This window comes from Candidatus Vicinibacter affinis (genome assembly GCA_016714365.1).
In the GTDB taxonomy this organism is placed as follows: domain Bacteria; phylum Bacteroidota; class Bacteroidia; order Chitinophagales; family Saprospiraceae; genus Vicinibacter; species Vicinibacter affinis.
This window is the reverse complement of record JADJNH010000007.1, coordinates 190,722-214,401: the sequence shown is the minus strand read 5'-3', so window position 1 is coordinate 214,401 and position 23,680 is coordinate 190,722. Positions and strand designations below refer to the sequence as shown.

The window sequence follows — 23,680 nt, the reverse complement described above, 5'->3', positions numbered from 1 at the left end:
TGCATAACAAAAATTCTAGTTGTTGGTATCAATTGGATTTACAAACCTGTGATCAGGATTATTTTAGGTGAGCCATTTAAGGTGTGGGATTGAAGAGATAAAAGCCTTTTCTAATGCTGCTCCAATTTATATTATTCCCCTTGGTTGGATATATTGTAGAAAATTTAATATGAGTTTCTCCATTTTAGAGAAATATCGAATATTTTATTCAAACATCTTTGTCAGACATTATTGGAAAAACTAAACAAATTCATCACATTAAAACTAAATTTATGAACGTTAAATTTAATTCACTTGGAATTTCATGGTTGATGTTAATTTTCACCCTAACACAATCAATTGCACAGGACAAAGTTGCTTTTAAAGATCCATCACCCAATACTCTTTCCATTGACCTTGCCAGTTGGTTTTCCAACATCCATAAATTCTCCAAATTGGCTCGTGTTCCCGGAAATTCGATCCAGCAAGGTAAGAAATTGGAGCTTGTATATGATCATAAAGTGACTTTGCGCTCTTCTTTCAGTTTTCGTTTGATGTTGGATTACAACCAAAGTTCAACTTATTTCAAACAACAGAATCCGATCTTTATAAATGACACAATTAATGATGCAGATTACTATTTCTTTCTCCTTAGCATAAGTCAAGGCAAAGCGCCCAGCCCGTCCGATTACTACAAGGAAAGTTATTATCCTGATGGTGGATATGAAATTGGTGCGCGTTATAAGAATTTGCTGTATCAGCAAGCTTTGTCTTTATTTTGGTCTTGCGGAATTAATTTGGGAGCGGTCAATTATTTGAAAAGCGAAGAACGTTTTATAGGAAATATATCAACCATTAAATATACGGTTGAAAACAGTGGTTTTCCCTGGTGGAATTCAATAGAAAGGGAATATGCTATTCATGGCAAGGTGGTAAATTATGGAAAGAAAATGAAGGCAAATTATTCTACATTTAGTGTAGGTTTTGGAGTGAACTATAAGATCCCTAAGTCTAAAATATCATTGGGTTATGAAATGGATTTAAATAGAAGGATTACAGTTTCTCCAATGTCAAAAGGAGATTTAAACAAAGTCTGGACCAATCATTCAGTGCTCCTCTCGTATAGTTTTTGATTTGGAAAGAAGTTTTAAAGCTAGGATTTGGTAATCTTTTAAATAAATAAATGGGGAGTTGTAAATAAGAAAAACAAAAAATTATGAATGTTCTTCAGAAAAGTGAACTTTCATTATTTCATCCAGTACATTTTCCCAGCCGTTCCATTCTCCTTCAACGTCAAAGCTGCTGTTGTGCCACAGTAATTGAAAAGTGCCACCAAAGTGTTTACAGTTCTGATAAAGTAAAATCATATCATCAATTGCTTCCTGTGGACGGAGCTTCATATAATTGAGATAAGTTCTGTCCATCGCAATTAATGGATGAATTCTTAAACTGCTGACTTCATCTTTGATCAGATCATACCATAAGAAACTGTGGCAAGTCCCGGCTCGGAATCCTGTTTCATCTGAGAACCCCATGGTGTAATCTTCGTTTATTCCGGCATCAATGAGCATGCGATAAGTTTCCGGAAAGGTGAGCTTGAGATAGTGTTGTCTGCTGCGGGTAATTTTTTCACCGGACACTTTTTCAAGTAATTGCTTTTCATTTGAAAGTTCCGTTTGATTGGTAGAAGCCGAATAGGAAGGATGAATACCAATCAGGGCTTTTGACTTAATCTTTGCAATCAGTTTTTGAATGGGCCGTGTCCGTATATCCAGGTGTGTATCAAATTTACTCGTGCCACCACAAAGGAAGAAAAAGTATAAGGAATTTTTTGGTAAGTCAAAATTTAGTATTTGATTGTAGCTATCAAAGGGATCAATTTTTTTTTGTGATAAAATCGAAAATCTGTTTGCCAATTCATCCCATTCAAAAGTCAGGAAATCCATCAATAAAGCCCCAAGATTTTTCCAGACCGGTTTATGAATAAATTTATAAGCCTGATCAATATCAACTGTCAATTTAAAAGTTTGCTTCTGCGGATTTCTTTGAAAATCTTTTTCAAATAGTTTATTAAGGCTTTTAACCAATTCACCTACCCAATGATCTACTATTGGAAGTTTGAGAATTCCGGCCAGGTGAGCGGCAGAATTATTGGCCTCAAATCTCCCGTGTTCATCAGTTTTAATGGGGCCATATTCTTCTGTTCTGGAAAGCATCCAGAATATGGCTGCGAAAATATCAAAGCCGAAAAGGTCTTTGTGTTGCGCAGGAAAGATATAGGGCATCGGAAAACTTTTGACTAGCTTTGATTTTGGCATATCGGCCCCATCCTTCAGATAGCCACAACTGGCTATGTAGATGCCTTCTGTCGGTGGAAGGTCAGAATAAATCAGCAAGGGTTCACCCGGTACGGAGATAATAGGAATCTGTACCGCAACCAGTCTCAGATCGGAATATTGGCTATTAATAAAATCGAGCACATAATTCAACCTGCGGGAAGGTTGTTCTGTTAATATGGGGATGTCTGTCATAACGATGGTAAAAATAAACATTTCGAATAGAGTAAAAAGCTTATTTTGTTGCTTCATATGAGCAGTTCAAGTTATTGTATTGGTCTGTTTTGTCTATTTACGGTTTGTGTGCATGCACAGAATCAAGGTTCTGTAGTACAACAATCTGTCCGGAAGGGGGTGATTTACAACAAAGAGAAGTCTATTGACATGGCCATTCAAACCAATGGTTTTTTTGTTGGCTACAATTCCGGTAAGCTAAGAACTTATTACCTCACCAATTATTTTCATTTGGATTTTGGGTTGTTGGAGCATCCAAGAGAGGTGCGTTTGAATAAGAATTTTAACCAGGGGGGTGGTTTCTTTAGCAGTTTTACTTACGGTAAACGTAATTCATTGTGGAATTTCAGGGCTGGTAAGGGATTTGTTCGTTATTTCTCAGAAAAGGACCGAAAGAAGGGAGTTGCTCTTGGAATCAGACTGGAAGGTGGCGTGTTGATGGGAATTTTAAAACCCTATTACCTGAGGGTCATTAAGAATCAGGATGGAATTCTGTTTATTGAAAACATAAAATATTCAGAATCAACCAAAGATGTGTTTCTAGACCTAAATTCTATCGTTGGGGCCTCCTCATTTGGAGTTGGGCTGACGGAGTTGAATTTTGCACCCGGTGCTTACGGCAGAATGGGTATTATGATAGATCCGGGCGCTTTTGAAAAATATCTCAGAGCCCTGAATTTTGGACTACAATTAGACCTTTACCCCAAAAGAGTACCCATAATGGCTTCAAGGCAGAATCCTTTCGCTTACCTGAACTTTTATTTAAATTTGCAATTCGGAAGCAGGAAATAGTACTTTTCAGAGACTTGTTTGCCAACTGTTATAACTTTGCATTTCCACGAGCTTTCACAATTTTCGTTATCATATTTTTACCCAAATGTTAGATTTACCATTAGTTTCAAAGCCGGAGCCCAGACCTAGAAAACCTGATTGGCTCAGGGTAAAATTGCCTATTGGTGAAGAATACCGTAAGGTCAGGCAGTTGGTGGATGAGTACAAGTTACATACCATCTGTCAAAGTGGCAATTGTCCCAATATGGGAGAATGCTGGGGTGCTGGCACTGCAACCTTCATGATTCTTGGGGATGTCTGTACCAGATCTTGTAGTTTCTGTGCCGTCAAAACAGGAAGACCAAAGGAATACGATACCGATGAACCATTAAGAGTGGCGGAGGCAATTCGGTTGATGGGTGTAAAGCATGCAGTTTTGACTTCAGTCAATCGGGATGAATTGGCAGACAGGGGTGCAGAAATTTGGTATCAAACCATCGTAAATATAAAATCCTTGTGTCCGGATACCACCATAGAAAGCCTCATACCGGATGTTAAGGCCAATTGGCAAGCCCTGGAGCGTATGATCAGTGCAGGGCAAGAGGTGGTCTCCCATAACATGGAGACGGTTGAGCGACTCTACCGATTGGTACGACCACAAGCGAAATATTCCCGAAGTCTGGAACAAATCAAACGAACAAAAGAATACGGGAAACGCACCAAGACCGGCATCATGCTGGGCCTGGGGGAGACCAAAGAGGAGGTGGCAAAGGCCATGGATGATCTTTTGAACCATGGATGTGAGATATTAACATTGGGGCAATATCTCCAACCAACAAAAATGCATCTGGAGGTGGCAGAATTCATCCACCCGGATACTTTTAGTGAATACAAGGAAATGGGTATGAATAAAGGATTTCTGTATGTTGAAAGTGGTCCATTGGTCAGATCTTCTTACCATGCAGAGCGACATTTGCTCTAAGAATCAGGGAAGTATTGTGATCTTTTGGCTATTTTGTGCGCCTTTAATAAATAAATCAGGTAATACCCTGATGTTTTTTCCAAAAAAAAGCAATCTTTTTGCAGATGTTTAGGAATTCCAAAAATTTGAATCATATGAGGTTGGTTGTAATTGGGCTTATCTTCTTCTTTTTTTGCTTCAGTCAAGGCCTGATGGCCCAGTATATCGTTAACAGTGCCAATGATGTGGATGACGGCGTTTGCAATGCAGTGCATTGTAGTCTGAGGGAAGCGGTAAATGCAGCGGAAGCGGATGGCATGCCCAGTACGATACAGTTTAACATTCCAGGTGCTGGACCCCATGTCATAAATCCTTCAGGGCCATTCCCAACGATCAATCGAGGGCAGACCAGGATTATCGGAGAATCACAACCAGGTGGATTAGGTTCATTGGTGATCAATTTTAACAACCGGGATTTTTTGGGTAATACTTTTTGGAAGATACTTGGGGATACTTTTAACATCAGTGGCATATTTTTTAACCGCTTTAATTTTGTTTCGCCAAATGATCACGTTTTTGAATTTGGTGATGCCACGAATGCTTCAGACAATTCCGTTATTTACAATTGTGCTTTTAGTGAGGATCAGCCGGTAGCGCCCGTCTTTAACCCAACTTACATTCAGATTAATCGGGGAATGGACATTTTATTGAGAAAAAATATTTTTGGTTCCGATTTTAGTGGAAATATCAAGCAGACAAATGGGTCAATCAGGCTCATGGGTACTTTGGGTTTAAGCCCTGTTCTAATTGACTCCAGTTTTTTTGTAAATACCAGGACCTGTATTGATGTACAGAGCGGCAATTGCACCATCACAAGAAATGTTTTCGGTGGCTTGGATACTTTGCAGGGAATCCCATTTTTGAATCCATCTAATGCCATTACACTGAGTGGAGGAGGAGTATATGATGTCAATACCAATTGGTTTTTTGGCCAACGGGTATTCAGCATTCAGGCCAATTCAATCAGCAGACCTTTGACTATAAGATCCAACCGATTCAGTGGAGGAATTCTTGATGTTGAACTTAATGGGAGCAGCAGTACAGACTTGATTATTCAGAACAATACAGGGAGGTCAGGTACTGATTTTATTACAGTCAACACCATGGGTACCTATAATCTCCGTATTGAAGGAAATAACGTCAATCAATACAGTAATTTTTATACCAATAATCTGGAGCCTCTTATCAATCTTGCCAGGCATGCCAGTAACAGGATGACCTGTATTTCAGGCCAGGTAGTATTTCTTAACAATGCACGGGCTCCGAAACCTCCGGTGCCAACTATTACACTGGTCAACAGAAATCAAATTCAGGGTACCGGTAGACCCAATGATTCAATTGCCGTATATGCAAATCCCACCAACGTTTGCCCGGGACTTAATTGTCAGGGAGGATTTGAGTTGGGGCGAACAGTTGCGAATGGTGCAGGTAGTTGGACTTTAAATGTTCCATATCCCAACAGACATACCATTTCAGCCTATCAATATTTAAGTAATCCAGCTGCACCTTCTAATGTGTATTCAGAATTTTCTCCTTGCTATGTTTGTCCTGGAAATGTACGCACCGTGTTTACTGCAACTATATGTGCCAACCAAACCGTAAGTTTTAGAAATAAAATTTACGGTGCTGCCAATCCAAAGGATTCTTTTAATGTGAATGGAGATGGTGTCAGTATTTGTGACTCTGTATTCATTGTAGATGTAAAAGTGGGAAGTGGCTCAAGAGAAATCAGACAATTGAATATTTGTTTGGATGACACTTTGAATGTTGGTGGAAAACTTATCCACAAATTCAATCCGGTGGATTCTCTCAATTTAAAAACTTCAGCGGGTTGTGACAGTGTAATTGTCTTGGTTGGAACAGAAAGAGGATTATCAAATTTTTCCAGAACCATTTGTTCCAATGATAAAATTACGGTCGGAGGTGAAGTATTTGATCAGAACCGAACACAAGGAGTGGTGGTCATTCCGGGTGGTTCAGTATTTGGTTGTGACAGCATCATTAATGTAAATATTACGATCAAGAATTTTGCAGAATTTAACTTAGATACAGGGATATGTTTAGGTCAGAGCATTATCATAAATGGTGAAATATTTGATGAGAATAAAACTGATTCCCGACAAGTTTTGACCGGACAATCCTCCACTGGTTGTGACAGTGTGATCAATGTAAAAGTGTTTATTGCTGATCCGAACAGTACATTCACCACTACTATTTGTCCCGGTGACAGTGTTCTGGTAGGCGGTGCGCAAGGAATGTATTTCAGCGATCGTAAACCGAGCGGAAAGTTGGTATTGCCGAATGCATCTTATTTGAAATGTGACAGCATTATCACAGTCAATATGATTGTATTGCCCAATGGTATGGGTACTTATCGGGCAGAGATTTGCAGAACAGATACCATCACGCTGCATGGTCAGAAATTTTCATCCGGCAGGACACAAGGAACTATTCTGTTGGCCAATTCTTCCGCCAATTTATGCGACTCTGTTGTCCAGGTTGAACTCACCGTTCTTCCTGATGCATTGGGGCAACTGGATACTGCTGTATGTGTCAATGATTCAGTGGTTTTGTTTGGGCAGGTATTCAATTCATCCAGGCCAAGTGGCACCATAAAAGTGTCTAAATTTTCTCATCGTCTATGCGACAGTTTTATCATGATAAGAGTAAATTTTATTCCTGAAAAATTAGGAACTTTTACCACCACCATTTGTGCAAAAGACAGTATCAGAGTAGGTAACCAATTTTTTTCAGCTGCTCGTCCTAATGGGACAGTAGTTATAGACCGTCCATCTTCGGCAGGTTGTGATTCTGTGGTTACGGTGAGTTTAAATATTGCGCCTGCGATTGTTGCAAACTTTACTACAGAAGATTTAAAATGCAATGCAGCGAATACAGGAGTCCTCCGAATATCTACCATAGGTACAGGCATTGGGCCATTTATGGTCTCCGTGGACAACAAAACACCGATAAATTTTACTCCGGATCTGGAGGTCAAGAATCTTGCCTTGGGTGCACATACATTAAGGATAATTGATCCTTTTGGATGTGATGTAGTTAATAATTTTACCATTAATCCATCGGCAGTTTTGGTACTCAACCTTCCCGCAGATACTACGATATTCAGAGGAAATCAGGTAAACATTGTCGCCAACGCGAGTTTTGTTCCAGCTAAAATCACCTGGGATCCTGTTGACTTTTTATCCTGTACCAATTGTCTGAATCCCGTGTCAGCACCGGACAATACCATCAATTATATGTTGACCCTGGAAGATGCAAATGGATGTATCATAAAAGACAACATGACCATTACCGTCAAAGTGGAAGAATCAGATGTATATATTCCGAATGTATTCAGTCCTAATGGAGATGGGTTGAATGATTTTTTTGAAGTAGTCTTTCGTTTTCCTGACCGCAGCAAGATTAATATTTTAAGAATTTATGACCGCTGGGGGGCTTTACTTTTTGAAAGGACTGGAGCGAATATCGGCGAACCGGTAAGATGGGATGGAAGATTTCAAGGCAGGGATTTGAATCCGGGTGTTTATGTCTATGCTTTGCAGTATGAAGCCCAGGATGAAGAACCTAAATGGAGAAAAGGAGATATCAACATTGTGCGTTGATCGTTTCGATATTGAATTCTGTAAAAGAATAGAAAGTTGTTTTAATTTGACTTTGCATAATATAGTGCAAGTGCTTTTTAATGAAACTTTCAGGAATCCAGATCGTTAAGAATTATATTGCTTAGATATTTATTAATTGAATAGCAAGTTCAGGTCCATTAGCCAAGTAATAAATTAGACGAATTAATTAAACAAAATGGAGTTGAGATTCATTAATTCTAAAAGTTTCAAATTCGGAATTTATGGGAACCTTCTGAATATTTTACTTTTATTTTTTTTGGATAATCAAATATTTGCACAAAGTGAGATTCAAATAGGTATTAATGGCCTGACCTGTTCACTGTGTTGTAAGACGGTTGAAGAAAGTATACGTCGCCTCCATTTTGTGGAAGATGTCAAGATGGATTTAATCAATACAGTTGCTTCAGTCCGTATTACAGATTCAGTCAGTGATTTGGATAAGTTGGTAAAAGCGGTAGTAAATGCAGGATTTTCAGTAAGGATGGTAAGGGGAAATTTGATGGGAAGAAATTGGAAAATGTTAGAGGAAATTCAAATTTCATTAGGGAGTCTTACATTTAAAGTGTTGAATTCAGAAGCGTACAAGCCTGCAACACAAATGCACATTCAGTATATCTCAAAGAAATATCTACCTTCTAAAGATTGGAAGAGCATTTCAAGAACATATCCGGATATAAAAATGCAGACATCCGGACATTATATTTTGATTTTATGATTTTCAGAACAAATCTGGTCACAGGATTTATTTTATTTTTTACGCTGGTGCAGGGACAAGAGTTATTTCCACTGGCAGAATCAGCCAATACTGTCCCAAAGGGTGTAATAGGTTTACGTGGATTTGCGGAGGCAAATTATGAGATTAAAACAGTGCGTGCATGGACCGGATTTAAATTGATGTACGGTCTGACCTCCAATTTCAGCATTGCCTTGACAGGAAGTATTTCCAATCACCATGCAAAAAAATTACCACCGGATCTGATAGGGCACAGGCATACCGGAAGTACAGGTACCTATTATTTTACGAATTTTCCGCAACGTGGAGTCACCTATCCTTTTAGTTGGAACGGTTTTCATGCACTTGCCAAATTCAGAATTTTTAATTTGGATGGGAAAAACAGGCATCTGAGGTGTGCCATTATAGGAGAGTGGTCAAATGTCAAGCAAGCACATGATGAAGCCGAACCAAATCTAATGGATGACAATAGTGGAGTTGGTGCCGGAATAGTATTAAGTGTGTTGGAAAAAAGATTTGCTTTGAGTTTAACTACCGGAGGGATTTTTCCGACTGCCTATTCAGAATCAGAACCTGATCCGGTCAACGGACAAGAAATTCAACGTAAACTTATTTATGGAAATGCAATTTACTATCATTTATCATTTGGTTATTTGCTGCAAGGAAACAGGATGAATACCTATGAAGAGACCAATACAAACCTATATGTGGAATTCCTTGGAAAGCAATATCAAAGTGCCCAATTCTTATATAATAACCGAGAATTGGAAAATAAAAATCCTGCATTTAATAAAGGGCATTATTTAGAAATTTATCCCGGAATTCAAAGAATTTTTAATTCAAATCTGCGGGTAGATGTTTCACTTGGATTCTCTCTTTTGGGAAAATCATACGTGCATTTTTATCCTTTATACAGAATCGGAATTCAGAAATATTTTTTTCTGAAATAGAAATATTATTTTTATTCGCAGAATATTTTTTCTCAAATGCTTTACCATTCCTTGGGTCTGAAGTCGTCTTTGTTTACGAGAATGGCAGAATCGCCGGTTGCTTTGATCACAAATAAACCTTGACGTTCTGAGAAAAGAGGGCTTTCTTCATCGGCAGTCAGAAAAGCAACTGCGCCGTAAAGTTTAAAGTCCTTGTATTCTTCCAGCCAATCTCTTACCTGACTGAGTTCGTCCAGGAAATCTTTAACGACCTGCACGTTTAGGGTGGATTTAACTTCTACGATGACAATTTCGGAACCATTTTTTGCAATGATGTCAAATTCAAACTGGCGACCGTTGTGTTCTCCTTTTCTTCTTTGGGTAGTGTCGTGTACATCGATTCCTTTGGATCGGAGAATGTGGATCAGATTTCCATTGACCAGACTTTCTACAAACTTGCCCCACTGACTTTCGAAGAGGTGAATGGTTTTATTGATTTTACGGTCAGTGTCCTTAAATTGTCTGTCAGTTTCCTTAAATCTCCGATCCGTTTCCTTGAATTGTAAATCCGTTTCCTTAAAAAGTTTTTCCGTTTCTTTTTGACTGATGACCAACTCCTTGATGAGTTGTTGTAATTCCTGAATAGTTACTTGAGGTTCCATAATAGTTATTTTAAAACAAAAATAATAAAAAGTCAGTTCCGATGGCAGTACTTATTGAATAAAACTATTTGTTTAATCGGAGTTAAATAGTTCGAGTAAATTCACGAACTACTCTAAATGTCAACTTAAATTTTAACAATGGAAAGATTACCACTCCTTGGGTCTGAAGTCATCTTTGTTTACGAGAATGGCAGAATCGCCGGTTGCTTTGATCACAAATAAACCCTGACGCTCTGAGAAAAGAGGGCTTTCTTCATCGGCGGTCAGAAAAGCAACTGCGCCGTAAAGTTTAAAGTCCTTGTATTCTTCCAGCCAACCTCGTACCAGACTGAGTTCGTCCAGGAAATCTTTAACGGCTTGAACATTCAGTGTGGATTTAACTTCCACGATAACGATTTCAGATCCGTTTTTTGCAATGATGTCAAACTCAAACTGACGACCATTGTGTTCTCCTTTTCTTCTCTGGGTGGTATCGTGTACATCGATTCCTTTGGATCGTAGAATGTAGATCAGATTTCCATTAACCAGACTTTCTACAAACTTACCCCACTGACTTTCGAAGAGGTGAATGGTTTTATTGATTTTGCGGTCAGTTTCCCGAAACTTTCGATCCGTTTCCTTAAAAAGTTTTTCAGTTTCTTTCTGACTGAGGACCAACTCCTTGATGAGCTGTTGTAATTCTTGAATAGTTACTTGAGGTTTCATAATAGTTATTTGAAAACAAAAATAATAATAATGAGGTTCCAAAGCTAATCTGAATGGTTACGATTTTTTTTGGGTCAAGTCAAAAATTTGTAGAGAAATCAGTTTTAGCTAAAATGAAAAAGGCCGAACTGAATTTCTTTTACGATAATATATGATGAGGTATTTGAATCTTTTTAATAAAATTATTAAAGATGTTTAATTTCTACTTAATCCCCTTAAATTTACATGACACCAATTTTAAGAGATTTATGGATTTTGCAAGCTTCGAATGGAAGGAATTATAACAATCTCTTATCTCACCAAAGTAAGATCTCCAGAGAAAGAAGTAGAGGTACCTTGCGCATCATAGAGAACGATGTGGAACAGATACACACCCGGGATGCAAGGCATTCCATGGTGATTGCCATCCCAGCCCTGAGTGGCGGGAGGGGAAGCCATGAGCGCCCCCCACCGGTCATAGATTTTGATTTCTGCCCGCGTCCAGGAGCTGCCCCAGGAAGGCAACCAAAAGTCGTTGATGCCATCGTTGTTTGGGGAGAAGATCAATGGGGCAAAGAATTCATTGTTTTGTCTGACAGAGACTTTGAGCGTTTTGGTAATCTCACAGCCGTTGTCGTCGATGAAGGTGAGGGTATAAATTTGGTCAGTGGTTGCGGAGATGCGCAGCCCACCCTGATCCAGAGCGATTCCTTCACCGGGCTGGAACAAGATGTTTTGAATGGAGCCTTTGAGGAGTCTGTATTGCACCAGGACGGAAGACCCTGCATCGAGGATAAGGGAGTCTGTCATGTCGACTTCAAAGAGTGGCGGAGACAGGATGAGGACTGTGTCAGAGCGGGTACAACCCAGCGCATCTGAAAAAGTGGCAATGTAAGATCCCGGAGGCAGAGAAGAAAAGATGCCCGAAGGATTGGTCAGTCCATTGAGGGAATATTGTATGGGAGGAATTCCACCTGAAGAAACCTTGAGGAGGACGCTTCCCAGCTCATCGCTGCAAAGGGGGTCGTAAGAAGTGATGACGTAAGAAATGGGTGGTGCCTGATCCACGCGGAAGGAAGAGCTTGCGGAGCAATTGTTGGCATCCGTGACGGTGAGGGAATAATTTCCCGGTGCTGCGGGAATGGCTCTAGTGATATCGCCGGTGGACCACAGGAGGCTTCCGGAGGCTGAGGTGCTGAGCAAAGCAGTATCCCCTTCACAGAGGAGGGTATCTCCCAAAATGCTTACAGCGGGCAAAGGAAGAGGTTTTAGCCACAATTCCAGTAAAGTATCGCAACCTGAGGCGGCGTAGAGGGTATCTCTGATGAGAGAACCGGGAGGATAGGAGATATTTTTGTAGATAAAATTTTGATTCTGACAGATAGATTTTGAATTGGTTAAAGTAGTATAATTGTTTTGAAAAACCTGAATCGAATCATAAATAAAACAACCCTTGTTATTGGTTATTCTTACTTTGTAAATTCCTGGATTCGTGACAACATATTTTGGTGTTGTATTCTTGTCTTGCCATTCCACAGTAAAAAGGGCAGGAACTTCAAAACTAACACTGTCTCCAGGACAAATATATTGATCCGATCCTAAATCAAAAGCAGGTAGATCAAGCAAATCAACTTTGATAAAAGAAGCATCTATTCCACAAATAGAATCACCTACTGTATAAGAGTAAATTCCACTGGTATCTTTTGAAGGATTTAAAATTCCTGTTGAATTGCTCCAGATGCCATTAGAACTAAAACAAGTTCCAAGGAAAGAAGATAGATTTATAACAGTGTCAATTTTACAAATTGAAATTTGATTATTGCTGCCTGCATTAAAATAAGGCCCGATAATATTTAGATTACAAATAGCAGTATCTGTTTTTCCATTTTTATAAGCTATAAACCTTATCTTTCTTAAGCCTGGAGAAACCGGGCATGCATCATTGACGTAATAAATATTTTTTAAAGCTAATTCATAATCTTTGTTTGAAGTAAAACCGGATGGAAAAATTCTTACAAAAGTATTTGAACTAATAGCCTTAAAATTTCCAAAAGTATCCAATGATAATCGCTCAAAGTTGTTGTCAACAGTATTTAAAAGCTCAACGTTCAATGAATCCATGCTTCCAAAATCAGAAAATACATCTAAATCAGCATCGGTTATAAGTGATTTATTTTGACGACATTTCAAAAATTTGTTAAATCCATTAGTCTTATCTCCTGAGTTTCCATCCAAATCCAAATCAATAAAAACATCACAATCATTTGGATTGTAAGGCCAGGGAGAAGCTCCATTCGATATAAAAGTATTTGGTGCATTGAGCTGTACATCACACATTAAACTTAGATTTCCTGAATTAATATCCAAATAGTATAACTTGTTATGGATAGTACAAATTAAGTGGCTTACCCCACAACTTATATTCAATGGAAATAGTGAACCAGGAGTGGTTTCATAATTTTCAAAAGTTCTAATTTTTCTTATTACTTTTAAAGTTGAAGTATCGATTTCAAATATGCTTATTTTGTTTAGAGGGTCATTAATTTCAGTGCCGGTAGTATAAATTTTTCCATTGTAAATTGTGGCTTTTGTGTCAAACTTAAATAGATTTAGGTCTGCATAATTTTGATATGCAAAATAAAGACTAGGCGGATTTACTTTGCCAACACCTAAATCATCAAATAACCAGATAATCCCATCTTTGTCACTCTCTCTGGAATAACCAATTTGTCTTGGGATAGATGGTTGAATCCATGATTCAATTTTGGTGCCCTGATGGCAGGAATCTAATAATTCCCAAGTAATAACAGCATTTATAGTTGTTAAAAAATAATATTTTTGAGGGAATGGTCTTATATAATAATCATGACTTGGTATATCATCACACCATAAGGCATATGTACAGGAATTTATGTCTAATTCAAAAATATCGTTTTGATGTGCTTGACTATCCTGAGCGAGGAAATAGAGTTTCTGAGATACTGATGGTAACCCAAAGATTACCATCAGTAAACCAATAATGCAATGTTTCATTCTAATGAACTTTGGAAATAAATACTTTTTTAAAAATGGACTTTGAATTGGAAAACAATTCTAAAAAGTAAATTCCTGGAGGAAAATTTGAGGTGTTTATTGTTTTTTCAACCACTTTACCAGAATAGACCTCGATTCCATTTGAAGAATAAATTTTAAGTTGGTGCTCTTCGGGAATTTCACCGAGGAAGCTAAGATAATTTGTAGTGGGGATTGGGTAAATGGTAAAACCGGAATCATGATTGAACACAGGTTGATCAAAATATGAATAGGATCCGTTTTCACCGATTATTAAATTATGAATTTTGGGATCGCCATTGACCAATCGCATGCAGGAACCATTGATTTCCAATTTGGATTTATAAATTATATTAATTTTAAAATTTCTTTTTGTAAAAATTGAGTTTGAAACATAAGACATTCTTAACTGATTTGTCTGTTTCTCATAATTCCAGGCAAAGCTATTGGATTCTTTGTCGTCTTGGTACACTGCGACAATTTCATTTTGAAGGGCAAGGTTCTGAAGAACCATGGACCATACATTTACTTTGAAAGGACAATCAAAATGTAAAACTAATTCATTTGTATTCGTGTGATTAATTAAAATATTTTGAAAGTTTTCTCCCAAAGTATAAGATCGTGACACCGGGGCAGACGCAAATTCACAAGAGGTGCAGGAATAATTTACATCTCCTACCGGAAAACCATACCAATCTTCCACAGTGGGATTGGAGGAAATTGTTATTTCGGCACAATTGTCAGCAACAGGAATATCTGCATTACAATTGTCATTTTGGTTTATTAAAACCTGAGCAACATATTCTGTGTAATTGATGTATTTCCACATCAATGGCATTGTAGCAGATACATTGTTAAGTATATTTTGGATTTGGAGCACATCTGCTGTTGAAATGGAACCATTATTATTTACATCTGCAGCATAAAGTTGCCAAACCCAATCAAAACAATCTGTTCCAAGGATGTGATCCCTTATGACATCAAGATCAAATTCATCAATTCCACAAGCTTGTTCATTTTCATGCGTTACACAAACTTTATACTTACACCCATTTCGAAGTTCCTCACATTCATAAAAACCATCTGAAGGAGTATCAGTAATTGTACAAATGTTGTAATACGGATTATAGTTCATATCAATTGCAATATCACGCTCCGGTAAACCATGATTGGTGCTTCCGGAAGTGCAGCTAAACTCACTTGGAATAAGTACATTTCCCTCTAGTGTACGCTGAGCAAGAGAGATACTCTCAGAGCTGGCATTTCCTCCAGTCGTACATAAAGTATAACCACCCGGAGCTCCTGGGTCGACAGCAGTCACACGGGTAAAAGTAGTTACAGCTGATGCGGAATTTCCTGTCATCAAAGTGTAGGTTATTGTTGCAAGGGAAATTGCAGTGCCACTTGTAATAGATTTATTGTTCAAATTAATTGTAAAATTATAGTCTCCAGAGATGCTGGACGTAACTCCACTTGAATTTGAAATACTAAGAATTTTCACATTAGAGGAAAAGTTTCCATTGACTATCCCTGTATAGGCTGTGAAGTTATTAGAAGTATTCATTAATACGTCTATTGTATTAAAACCACATGGAGTATAAGGTTGATTATTTCCCATCTGTCCAGAATAGCTTGATGGACATTGCCCATTGACCAATCCAGGCAATGCGATGGTAAAAAGTGTAGCCATGATGGAGGCGATGACGGGTTTAAGAAAACCAAATTTCAGTAAAGAAAAATGGGGGGGGTAGGAATTTAATTTTGCTGAAACAGTAGCAAAAATTTTAGTTTTCATAGATAAAAATTTTAGATGAATAAAAAAGTTACATAGCAAGTTTTAAATCGGTGTCTAAAAAAATGTGGTGTAATAAAAATTAAGTGAATATAGCAAAGGCTGATTGAGAATTCCAAATTTTTGGACATTTATTTTGAATGCAAACTAAATTTTCTCAGGCAGGTTAAAGGAAGCTGAATGATGTGCTTTACCTCACCAAAGTAAGATCTCCAGAGAAAGAAGTAGAGGTACCTTGCGCATCATAGAGAACGATGTGGAACAGATACACACCCGGGATGCAAGGCATTCCATGGTGATTGCCATCCCAGCCCTGAGTGGCGGGAGGGGAAGCCATGAGCGCCCCCCACCGGTCATAGATTTTGATTTCTGCCCGCGTCCAGGAGCTGCCCCAGGAAGGCAACCAAAAGTCGTTGATGCCATCGTTGTTTGGGGAGAAGATCAATGGGGCAAAGAATTCATTGTTTTGTCTGACAGAGACTTTGAGCGTTTTGGTAATCTCACAGCCGTTGTCGTCGATGAAGGTGAGGGTATAAATTTGGTCAGTGGTTGCGGAGATGCGCAGCCCACCCTGATCCAGAGCGATTCCTTCACCGGGCTGGAACAAGATGTTTTGAATGGAGCCTTTGAGGAGTCTGTATTGCACCAGGACGGAAGACCCTGCATCGAGGATAAGGGAGTCTGTCATGTCGACTTCAAAGAGTGGCGGAGGCAAGATGAGGACTGTGTCAGAGCGGGTACAACCCAGCGCATCTGAAAAAGTGGCAATGTAAGATCCCGGAGGCAGGGAAGAAAAGATGCCGGAAAGATTGGTCATCCCGTTGAGAGCATATTGAAAGGGAGGAATTCCACCTGAAGAAACCTTGAGGAGGACGCTTCCCAGCTCCTCGCTGCAAAGGGGGTCGTAAGAAGTGATGACGTAAGAAAGTGGCGGTGCCTGGTCCACGTGGAAGGAAGAGCTTGCGGAGCAATTGTTGGCATCCGTGACGGTGAGGGAATAATTGCCCGGTGCTGCAGGAATGGCTCTTGTGGTATCGCCGGTGGACCACAGGAGGCTTCCGGAGGCTGAGGTGCTGAGCAAAGTAGTGTCCCCTTCACAAATGAGGGTATCCCCCAAAATGCTTACAGCGGGCAGAGGAAGCAGTTGTAGCCACAATTCCAGTAAAGTATCGCAACCTGAGGCGGCGTAGAGGGTATCTCTGATGAGAGAACCGGGAGGATAGGAGATGTTTTTGTAGATATATTTTTCATTCAGACAAAGAGGTCTGGTAACTCTGGTAAGGTTCAGATCAGAGGGGATGAGCGAGATGGAGAGGAGGGTGTCACAGGAAAGAGCAGCATACAAAGTATCAAGAATAGTTTGACCCGGGAAGTAAGTTTTATTTTTGTAGACCAAGGAACCGTTGCGACACACCGTCAAAGAGTCAAAACGAGATAGGAGCCTGGAAGATTTTTGAATGAGGAGGGAGTCGTAGGACAGGCACCCGTCCTTAGACTTGAGCGTCAGGAAGTAGGATCCGGGCTTGCGGAGAATGATATGAGGAGAGGCAGGAGATCCATTGATCCACAGGCTGTCCAGTGCCGGGTGGTTGAGAAGGAGGGAGAAGGAATCGCCGTTGCAAAACTCCAGATCGGGTCCCAGATCAGCGGGAATGGAATGGGCTTCAGAGAGGAGTATCTGTGCCGTATCGGTACCACAGAAGAGATCGGTAGTGATGTACCGGTAGAGGCCATAGGAATCAGAGCCGGGCACAAAGACCTTGTTGGCGGATTTCAGTGGAGGATAAAAAAGTCCATCTGAATCTGCGTTGGAGAGGAGAGGAAGAAGATCAACGGGATCAAGAGCCGGCAAGCAGATGTGAATGCTGGTATCGGGACCACTGTAAGGCTTGTTTCCCAGACGGAGGAAAGCACGGGCCAGAGAACCTGATTTCAGGGAATTGTGACCCTGAAAGGAGATCTGTCTGGAACCTGAAATTCTGAAGGGAGCATTGTTGACATATCGGAGTGATTTAAGTGCCAGGGTGTATTCTGCATCGGATGCGGATGATCCGGACAAAGTCCAGGTAGAATCAGAACGCCTAAGCAAAGAAAATCCCGGCGGGAGACCTGTGGAAGCAATGAATTCCAGCGGGAGATTAAGAGCGTTGGAAAGGAGGATGGAGATGCTGTCCAGAGGAAAAGAAGTGTGGAGGTAAAGATCGTCGTCGCAAAGAGTAGCGGAATCATTGGGCGCACAAAGCGCAAAGGGAATATCAAAATCATAGGGATAAAGACCGGAAGAATTATTGCGGTCCAGATCGAGCAGGAGATCACATTGGTTTTCTGAATCCAGAAATTCCAGAGGGTTTAGGATGCCGATATATGTATTTTTAAATGGCAAAATAACTTTGCACAGCTCTTTTATCTCTCGATTAGATTTCAAATCATAGGCAATAATTCTGGTGTGTTCTGTACTAAAGGAAAATTCAAAAAAATGGTTATTTAATGAATCTAAATAAACATCCATTGGCATGTCCAGTGCTGCGGCCAAATAATAACTAGAGTCGCAATCAATTATTAATTTTGTCAAATTGACAATGGGAACAGAAAACTGGACATTTTGTATAAAATTGTAATTCTTGTCATATCTTGAATATGTTTTAGTATAGTTGAGCAGGAGAATTTCATCATTATCTAATAAAATATATGATGGTCTTATTTGCCAGTTTAATAAATAATGAAGCGAGTCACCAATGAAATTAGAAACCACAATACTGCTGTCTTTTGTGTTATTGGCATACATTCTGCCCAAATGATCAATTTTTAGTGGAGCGCCATTTTGAGAATAATTATATTTTACAAATGAATACATAAGGGTTGTATCACAATTAATAAAATCCCTAATATAATATGCAACTCTTGAGAAATTTCCCGGAAGCGGTGTTGACCTCATCCAAACAATATTTCCATTTGGGTGAAAAGCATAAGCTTTGTTTGAAATAGGTTGACAAAAAGTTGTATTAAGAGAACAACTGGCTGCATCCCATTCTACTTGAAATCCACCGGACCAAAAAATAATATTTTGAGCAATTCCAATTGGTTTAATTAATATAATTAGAATTACAACAACAATTGCTCTGAACATAGATTGAATGATAAAAATTTGGAGAACGGTTGGGTTTTAATCTGATACCCAACCGTCAATAAAAATTTTATTTAGATAAAAATTTTGCAGAGAATACCTTATCTAAGGTAACCAGTTTGGCAAAATAGATTCCCGGCGTTAAATTTTCAGGAACCTTATAATTTGCCTTTCCTTCGAACAATTCAATTTTATCCCCTGATATTAAGTTTCCATTGGAATCAAAAAACATCAATTCTCCAAAACCTGAATTGTTGCTGTGAATTTGAATTTCATGGAAGTTATGATTATAAATCATGCTTAAATTACCTTGAATTACATCATCCAAAATTATCCGTGCATTAGTGTTTATAAGATGACCTTTCATATTGGTCGCTTCTACCTGCCTTTTAGGATCCCAAATAATTTCATTGGTTAAATTGTCAATCGATTTATTTGCAATCAAAGTAAAATTCAGAATTATTGATTCTCCATTTGTTTTTAATTCTTTTAAATTAGCATCCACCCATAAGATGGTGAGGCGATTGGTCAGTTCACTGTAAGCATAATTGATCGGGAAGTTTCCGGTGGAACTGATGTCTTTTATGGTGAATAAACTTTTATCAATTCTAATGGGTAATTCTAAACTAACAATGGGTTCATTGATTTCTACGGCCACACTAAAGCGTAATTCTGAATTTGCGGGCACTTTTAGATTTTGGATATCTGTGCCGGATCTTGCAGAAACAGCAGGTGATTTAAAAGTGTAGGTATCACATACCCAGGTATTGGCAGTGGTGTTGTCAATTTCACCAACTTTTGTAGTTCTGTAATGGAGGTATCTGTTTTGATAATTTACGAGTGTACTGTGACTCATGCTGGGATAGATGATGATCTGGTCAGTCCATAGATCCCATAATGAATAAGCAAAAGGATTGGAATTAAAGTGAGAAGAATTATTTGCCACCTGATATTCATTAAACCAATCCCAGCTGGTTCTATTAAAGAGGGTATTGTATAAAATGAGATTATAAATGGCAACTCTATCATTGGAATCAATAATTTGATTTCCTGTAGGATCAGCAGCAACAATTTTATAAGGATCAGTGATGTATTCAATACCCAATACATGCTTATTAATGGCGGCCACATCTGCTGCTGTAACACCATCCTGATAATCATATACATCATTATCCGTGTAAGGGGTTACCTCGACTACGCTTAAAGTAGAGTTGATGCTGCTAGGAATTTCAGTATAATCTTCGATTTCAAAAATCCCATATTCACACCCAGTTGAAGTGTGAGAGGTTTGGCCTTCGCATTGGGATCCAGAAACTTGGTATACTAAAATACTAAAAGAATGGTTACTAACTCCAAAGCTATAATTGCGAAACAAACAATGACCTTCTAAATTAACAGTTTCACATGAATCTTGTCCAACCACAATTCCAGGCAAACCAAGTGTCAAGAGTGTAGCCATGATGGAGGCGATGACGGGTTTAAGAAAGCCAAATTTCAGTGAAGAAAAATGAGTTGGGGAGGAATTTAATTTTGCTGAAACAGTAGCAAAAATTTTAGTTTTCATAGATAAAAATTTTGGATGAATAAAAATGTTACATACCCAGTGTTAAATCGGTGTCTAAAAAAATGTGGTGTAATAAAAATTAAGTGAATATAGTAAAGGCTGATTGAGAATTCCAAATTTTTGGACATTTATTTTGAATGCAAACTAAATTTTCTCAGGCAGGTTTAAGGAAGCTGAATGATGTGTTTTACCTCACCAAAGTAAGATCTCCAGAGAAAGAAGTAGAGCTACCTTGCGCATCATAGAGAACGATGTGGAACAGATACACACCCGGGATGCAAGGCATTCCATGGTGATTGCCATCCCAGCCCTGAGCTGTGGGAGGGGAAGCCATGAGCGCCCCCCATCGGTCATAGATTTTGATTTCTGCCCGGGTCCAGGAGCTGCCCCAGGAAGGCAACCAGAAGTCGTTGATGCCATCGTTGTTTGGGGAGAAGATCAATGGGGCAAAGAATTCATTGTTTTGTCTGACGGAGACCTTGAGCGTTTTGGTAATCTCACAGCCGTTGTCGTCGATGAAGGTGAGGGTATAAATTTGGTCGGTGGTTGCGGAGATGCGCAGCCCACCCTGATCCAGAGCGATTCCTTCACCGGGCTGGAACAAGATGTTTTGAATGGAGCCTTTGAGGAGTCTGTATTGCACCAGGACGGAAGACCCTGCATCGAGGATAAGGGAGTCTGTCATGTCGACTTCAAAGAGTGGCGGAGGCAGGATGAGGACTGTGTCAGAGCGGGTACAACCCAGCGCATCTGAAAAAGTGGCAATGTAAGATCCCGGAGGCAGGGAAGAAAAGATGCCTGAAAGATTGGTCATCCCGTTGAGAGCATATTGAAAGGGAGGAATTCCACCTGAAGAAACCTTGAGGAGGACGCTTCCCAGCTCCTCGCTGCAAAGGGGTCGTAAGAAGTGATGACGTAAGAAAGTGGCGGTGCCTGGTCCACGTGGAAGGAAGAGCTTGCGGAGCAATTGTTGGCATCCGTGACGGTGAGGGAATAATTGCCCGGTGCTGCAGGAATGGCTCTTGTGGTATCGCCGGTGGACCACAGGAGGCTTCCGGAGGCTGAGGTGCTGAGCAAAGTAGTGTCCCCTTCACAAATGAGGGTATCCCCCAAAATGCTTACAGCGGGCAGAGGAAGCAGTTGTAGCCACAATTCCAGTAAAGTATCGCAACCTGAGGCGGCGTAGAGGGTATCTCTGATGAGAGAACCGGGAGGATAGGAGATGTTTTTGTAGATATATTTTTCATTCAGACAAAGAGGTCTGGTAACTCTGGTAAGGTTCAGATCAGAGGGGATGAGCGAGATGGAGAGGAGGGTGTCACAGGAAAGAGCAGCATACAAAGTATCAAGAATAGTTTGACCCGGGAAGTAAGTTTTATTTTTGTAGACCAAGGAACCGTTGCGACACACCGTCAAAGAGTCAAAACGAGATAGGAGCCTGGAAGATTTTTGAATGAGGAGGGAGTCGTAGGACAGGCACCCGTCCTTAGACTTGAGCGTCAGGAAGTAGGATCCGGGCTTGCGGAGAATGATATGAGGAGAGGCAGGAGATCCATTGATCCACAGGCTGTCCAGTGCCGGGTGGTTGAGAAGGAGGGAGAAGGAATCGCCGTTGCAAAACTCCAGATCGGGTCCCAGATCAGCGGGAATGGAATGGGCTTCAGAGAGGAGTATCTGTGCCGTATCGGTACCACAGAAGAGATCGGTAGTGATGTACCGGTAGAGGCCATAGGAATCAGAGCCGGGCACAAAGACCTTGTTGGCGGATTTCAGTGGAGGATAAAAAAGTCCATCTGAATCTGCGTTGGAGAGGAGAGGAAGAAGATCAACGGGATCAAGAGCCGGCAAGCAGATGTGAATGCTGGTATCGGGACCACTGTAAGGCTTGTTTCCCAGACGGAGGAAAGCACGGGCCAGAGAACCTGATTTCAGGGAATTGTGACCCTGAAAGGAGATCTGTCTGGAACCAGAAATTCTGAAGGGAGCATTGTTGACATATCGGAGTGATTTAAGCGCCAGGGTGTATTCTGCATCGGATGCGGATGATCCGGACAAAGTCCAGGTAGAATCTGAACGCCTAAGCAAAGAAAATCCCGGTGGGAGACCTGTGGAAGCAATGAATTCCAGCGGCAGATTAAGTGCATTGGAAAGGAGGATGGAGATGCTGTCCAGAGGAAAAGAAGTGTGGAGATAAAGATCGTCGTCGCAAAGAGTAGCGGAATCATTGGGCGCACAAAGCGCGAAAGGAATATCAAAATCATAGGGATAAAGACCGGAAGAATTATTGCGGTCCAGATCGAGCAGGAGATCACATTCCGGATCGGAACCAAGGTATTCATACTTACTGGTGAGATTTCCAGCCCACCCAACAACGTTTGTATCAAAAGCAGGAGTGTAGCACATGCTGTCCAATAAAATACCATTTTGCAAATCAAAACGGAACTGATAAATACCTAAATCCCAAGGTTTATCATTTAATGTTTTAATATCCTTTTTGCTTCCAAAACAAAAAGTATTAAAACTGTCACAATCGTAATAAATGTTTGTAAAACTACCTAACGAATGTGATAGATAATTATAAGATTTAATGAATTTAAAATTTTGGTCAAATTGGTCGATTTCACCAGAAAAATTATCATAAGCAAAAAGCAAGCCTTTTATGTAAGTAAAATCATCAAAATAAATCCCCTTGTTTGGTAGAATACTAATAGTTTTAAAAGTATCTCTTAGACTTTCCGCGAGTAGCAATTTTTCATGCATCCCAATTCCACCTCTTGATATAATACGACCTAAATAGTCAATATAAAATAAACGAGGATACAGCGAAAAATTATCTTGTGAAAAGGATCTGATTATTTTTACCTCGCAATTTAATGGATCAATCTTAAATAGGACTATGGAGTCTTTTGGACAGTTAGATACGGGACCAAGACATTGCTGCCAAATTCCGATCAGATCTCCATTGGGATGATAACAAATTTGGTCAATAGCAATGTTCAAATTATCGCAGATAATTAAAGTATCCTTGCAATCAAAATTCGTGTGTAGAAAAGCATGCTTACGGTCAATGTATAATCTTGTAACAGCAAGTCTTTCCTGACTATATACAGTCTGAATAAAAATTAAAATGATGGTCAAAGAAATTAAATTCTTCAT

The 23,680-nt window shown here is 39.7% G+C and carries 15 protein-coding genes; 6 read left to right on the top strand and 9 right to left on the bottom strand.

Features of this window, described 5'->3' with window-relative positions:
• Nucleotides 1-272 precede the first annotated feature (272 nt).
• Nucleotides 273-1,112, top strand: a complete 840-nt coding sequence (locus tag IPJ53_15820; protein ID MBK7800570.1) for a hypothetical protein — start codon at nucleotides 273-275, stop codon at nucleotides 1,110-1,112.
• An 81-nt stretch (nucleotides 1,113-1,193) separates the two neighbouring features.
• On the opposite strand, the gene IPJ53_15815 is transcribed toward IPJ53_15820, so the two are convergent.
• Nucleotides 1,194-2,567, bottom strand: coding sequence for a polysaccharide deacetylase family protein (locus tag IPJ53_15815; protein ID MBK7800569.1), 1,374 nt, complete (start codon nucleotides 2,565-2,567; stop codon nucleotides 1,194-1,196).
• Between IPJ53_15815 and IPJ53_15810 the strand changes: the two genes are divergently transcribed.
• The 5 genes from IPJ53_15810 to IPJ53_15790 all read left to right on the top strand — a co-directional run bounded on the left by IPJ53_15810 (nucleotide 2,568) and on the right by IPJ53_15790 (nucleotide 9,668).
• The gene (locus tag IPJ53_15810; GenBank protein ID MBK7800568.1) at nucleotides 2,568-3,341 is read left to right on the top strand and encodes a hypothetical protein; all 774 of its coding nucleotides are present in this window, start codon (nucleotides 2,568-2,570) and stop codon (nucleotides 3,339-3,341) included.
• 85 nt (nucleotides 3,342-3,426) lie between these two features.
• Complete coding sequence (gene lipA / locus IPJ53_15805; GenBank protein MBK7800567.1) at nucleotides 3,427-4,302, top strand: lipoyl synthase; 876 nt, start codon at nucleotides 3,427-3,429, stop codon at nucleotides 4,300-4,302.
• 191 nt (nucleotides 4,303-4,493) lie between these two features.
• Entirely contained in the window at nucleotides 4,494-7,964 is a 3,471-nt protein-coding gene (locus tag IPJ53_15800; protein ID MBK7800566.1) for a gliding motility-associated C-terminal domain-containing protein, read from the top strand.
• A gap of 196 nt (nucleotides 7,965-8,160) precedes the next feature.
• The gene (locus tag IPJ53_15795) at nucleotides 8,161-8,700 is read left to right on the top strand and encodes a heavy-metal-associated domain-containing protein (protein ID MBK7800565.1); all 540 of its coding nucleotides are present in this window, start codon (nucleotides 8,161-8,163) and stop codon (nucleotides 8,698-8,700) included.
• A complete protein-coding gene (locus IPJ53_15790; GenBank protein ID MBK7800564.1) occupies nucleotides 8,697-9,668 on the top strand; it encodes a hypothetical protein in 972 nt (323 codons plus the stop codon). Before IPJ53_15795 ends, IPJ53_15790 begins: the two co-directional genes overlap by 4 nt.
• 41 nt (nucleotides 9,669-9,709) lie before the next feature.
• Here the strand turns inward: IPJ53_15790 and IPJ53_15785 are convergent, their stop codons facing one another.
• The 8 genes from IPJ53_15785 to IPJ53_15750 all read right to left on the bottom strand — a co-directional run bounded on the left by IPJ53_15785 (nucleotide 9,710) and on the right by IPJ53_15750 (nucleotide 23,680).
• The gene (locus IPJ53_15785) at nucleotides 9,710-10,255 is read right to left on the bottom strand and encodes a hypothetical protein (GenBank protein MBK7800563.1); all 546 of its coding nucleotides are present in this window, start codon (nucleotides 10,253-10,255) and stop codon (nucleotides 9,710-9,712) included.
• Nucleotides 10,256-10,456: 201 nt separating this feature from the next.
• Nucleotides 10,457-10,996 carry a hypothetical protein gene (locus tag IPJ53_15780; protein ID MBK7800562.1) on the bottom strand — a complete coding sequence of 180 codons (540 nt, stop codon included), beginning with the start codon at nucleotides 10,994-10,996 and terminating at the stop codon, nucleotides 10,457-10,459.
• A 309-nt stretch (nucleotides 10,997-11,305) separates the two neighbouring features.
• Nucleotides 11,306-14,026, bottom strand: a complete 2,721-nt coding sequence (locus tag IPJ53_15775) for a T9SS type B sorting domain-containing protein (GenBank protein MBK7800561.1) — start codon at nucleotides 14,024-14,026, stop codon at nucleotides 11,306-11,308.
• A 1-nt stretch (nucleotide 14,027) separates the two neighbouring features.
• A complete protein-coding gene (locus tag IPJ53_15770; protein ID MBK7800560.1) occupies nucleotides 14,028-15,839 on the bottom strand; it encodes a T9SS type A sorting domain-containing protein in 1,812 nt (603 codons plus the stop codon).
• Nucleotides 15,840-16,026: 187 nt separating this feature from the next.
• Entirely contained in the window at nucleotides 16,027-18,963 is a 2,937-nt protein-coding gene (locus IPJ53_15765; protein ID MBK7800559.1) for a T9SS type B sorting domain-containing protein, read from the bottom strand.
• 67 nt (nucleotides 18,964-19,030) lie between these two features.
• Nucleotides 19,031-20,524, bottom strand: a complete 1,494-nt coding sequence (locus IPJ53_15760; protein MBK7800558.1) for a hypothetical protein — start codon at nucleotides 20,522-20,524, stop codon at nucleotides 19,031-19,033.
• Between the two features lie 187 nt (nucleotides 20,525-20,711).
• Nucleotides 20,712-21,209, bottom strand: a complete 498-nt coding sequence (locus IPJ53_15755; GenBank protein MBK7800557.1) for a T9SS type B sorting domain-containing protein — start codon at nucleotides 21,207-21,209, stop codon at nucleotides 20,712-20,714.
• A 125-nt stretch (nucleotides 21,210-21,334) separates the two neighbouring features.
• Nucleotides 21,335-23,680: a hypothetical protein gene (locus tag IPJ53_15750; protein MBK7800556.1), complete on the bottom strand. Its 2,346-nt coding sequence runs from the start codon at nucleotides 23,678-23,680 to the stop codon at nucleotides 21,335-21,337.

Excerpts from the sequence above, each read along its gene's own strand:
- IPJ53_15820 (MBK7800570.1), top strand. The coding sequence starts at position 273 with ATGAACGTTAAATTTAATTCACTTGGAATTTCATGGTTGATGTTAATT.
- IPJ53_15815 (MBK7800569.1), bottom strand. The coding sequence starts at position 2,567 with ATGAAGCAACAAAATAAGCTTTTTACTCTATTCGAAATGTTTATTTTT.
- IPJ53_15810 (MBK7800568.1), top strand. The coding sequence starts at position 2,568 with ATGAGCAGTTCAAGTTATTGTATTGGTCTGTTTTGTCTATTTACGGTT.
- lipA (MBK7800567.1), top strand. The coding sequence starts at position 3,427 with ATGTTAGATTTACCATTAGTTTCAAAGCCGGAGCCCAGACCTAGAAAA.
- IPJ53_15800 (MBK7800566.1), top strand. The coding sequence starts at position 4,494 with ATGGCCCAGTATATCGTTAACAGTGCCAATGATGTGGATGACGGCGTT.
- IPJ53_15795 (MBK7800565.1), top strand. The coding sequence starts at position 8,161 with ATGGAGTTGAGATTCATTAATTCTAAAAGTTTCAAATTCGGAATTTAT.
- IPJ53_15790 (MBK7800564.1), top strand. The coding sequence starts at position 8,697 with ATGATTTTCAGAACAAATCTGGTCACAGGATTTATTTTATTTTTTACG.
- IPJ53_15775 (MBK7800561.1), bottom strand. The coding sequence starts at position 14,026 with ATGAAACATTGCATTATTGGTTTACTGATGGTAATCTTTGGGTTACCA.
- IPJ53_15770 (MBK7800560.1), bottom strand. The coding sequence starts at position 15,839 with ATGAAAACTAAAATTTTTGCTACTGTTTCAGCAAAATTAAATTCCTAC.
- IPJ53_15765 (MBK7800559.1), bottom strand. The coding sequence starts at position 18,963 with ATGTTCAGAGCAATTGTTGTTGTAATTCTAATTATATTAATTAAACCA.
- IPJ53_15760 (MBK7800558.1), bottom strand. The coding sequence starts at position 20,524 with ATGAAAACTAAAATTTTTGCTACTGTTTCAGCAAAATTAAATTCCTCC.
- IPJ53_15755 (MBK7800557.1), bottom strand. The coding sequence starts at position 21,209 with ATGACAGACTCCCTTATCCTCGATGCAGGGTCTTCCGTCCTGGTGCAA.
- IPJ53_15750 (MBK7800556.1), bottom strand. The coding sequence starts at position 23,680 with ATGAAGAATTTAATTTCTTTGACCATCATTTTAATTTTTATTCAGACT.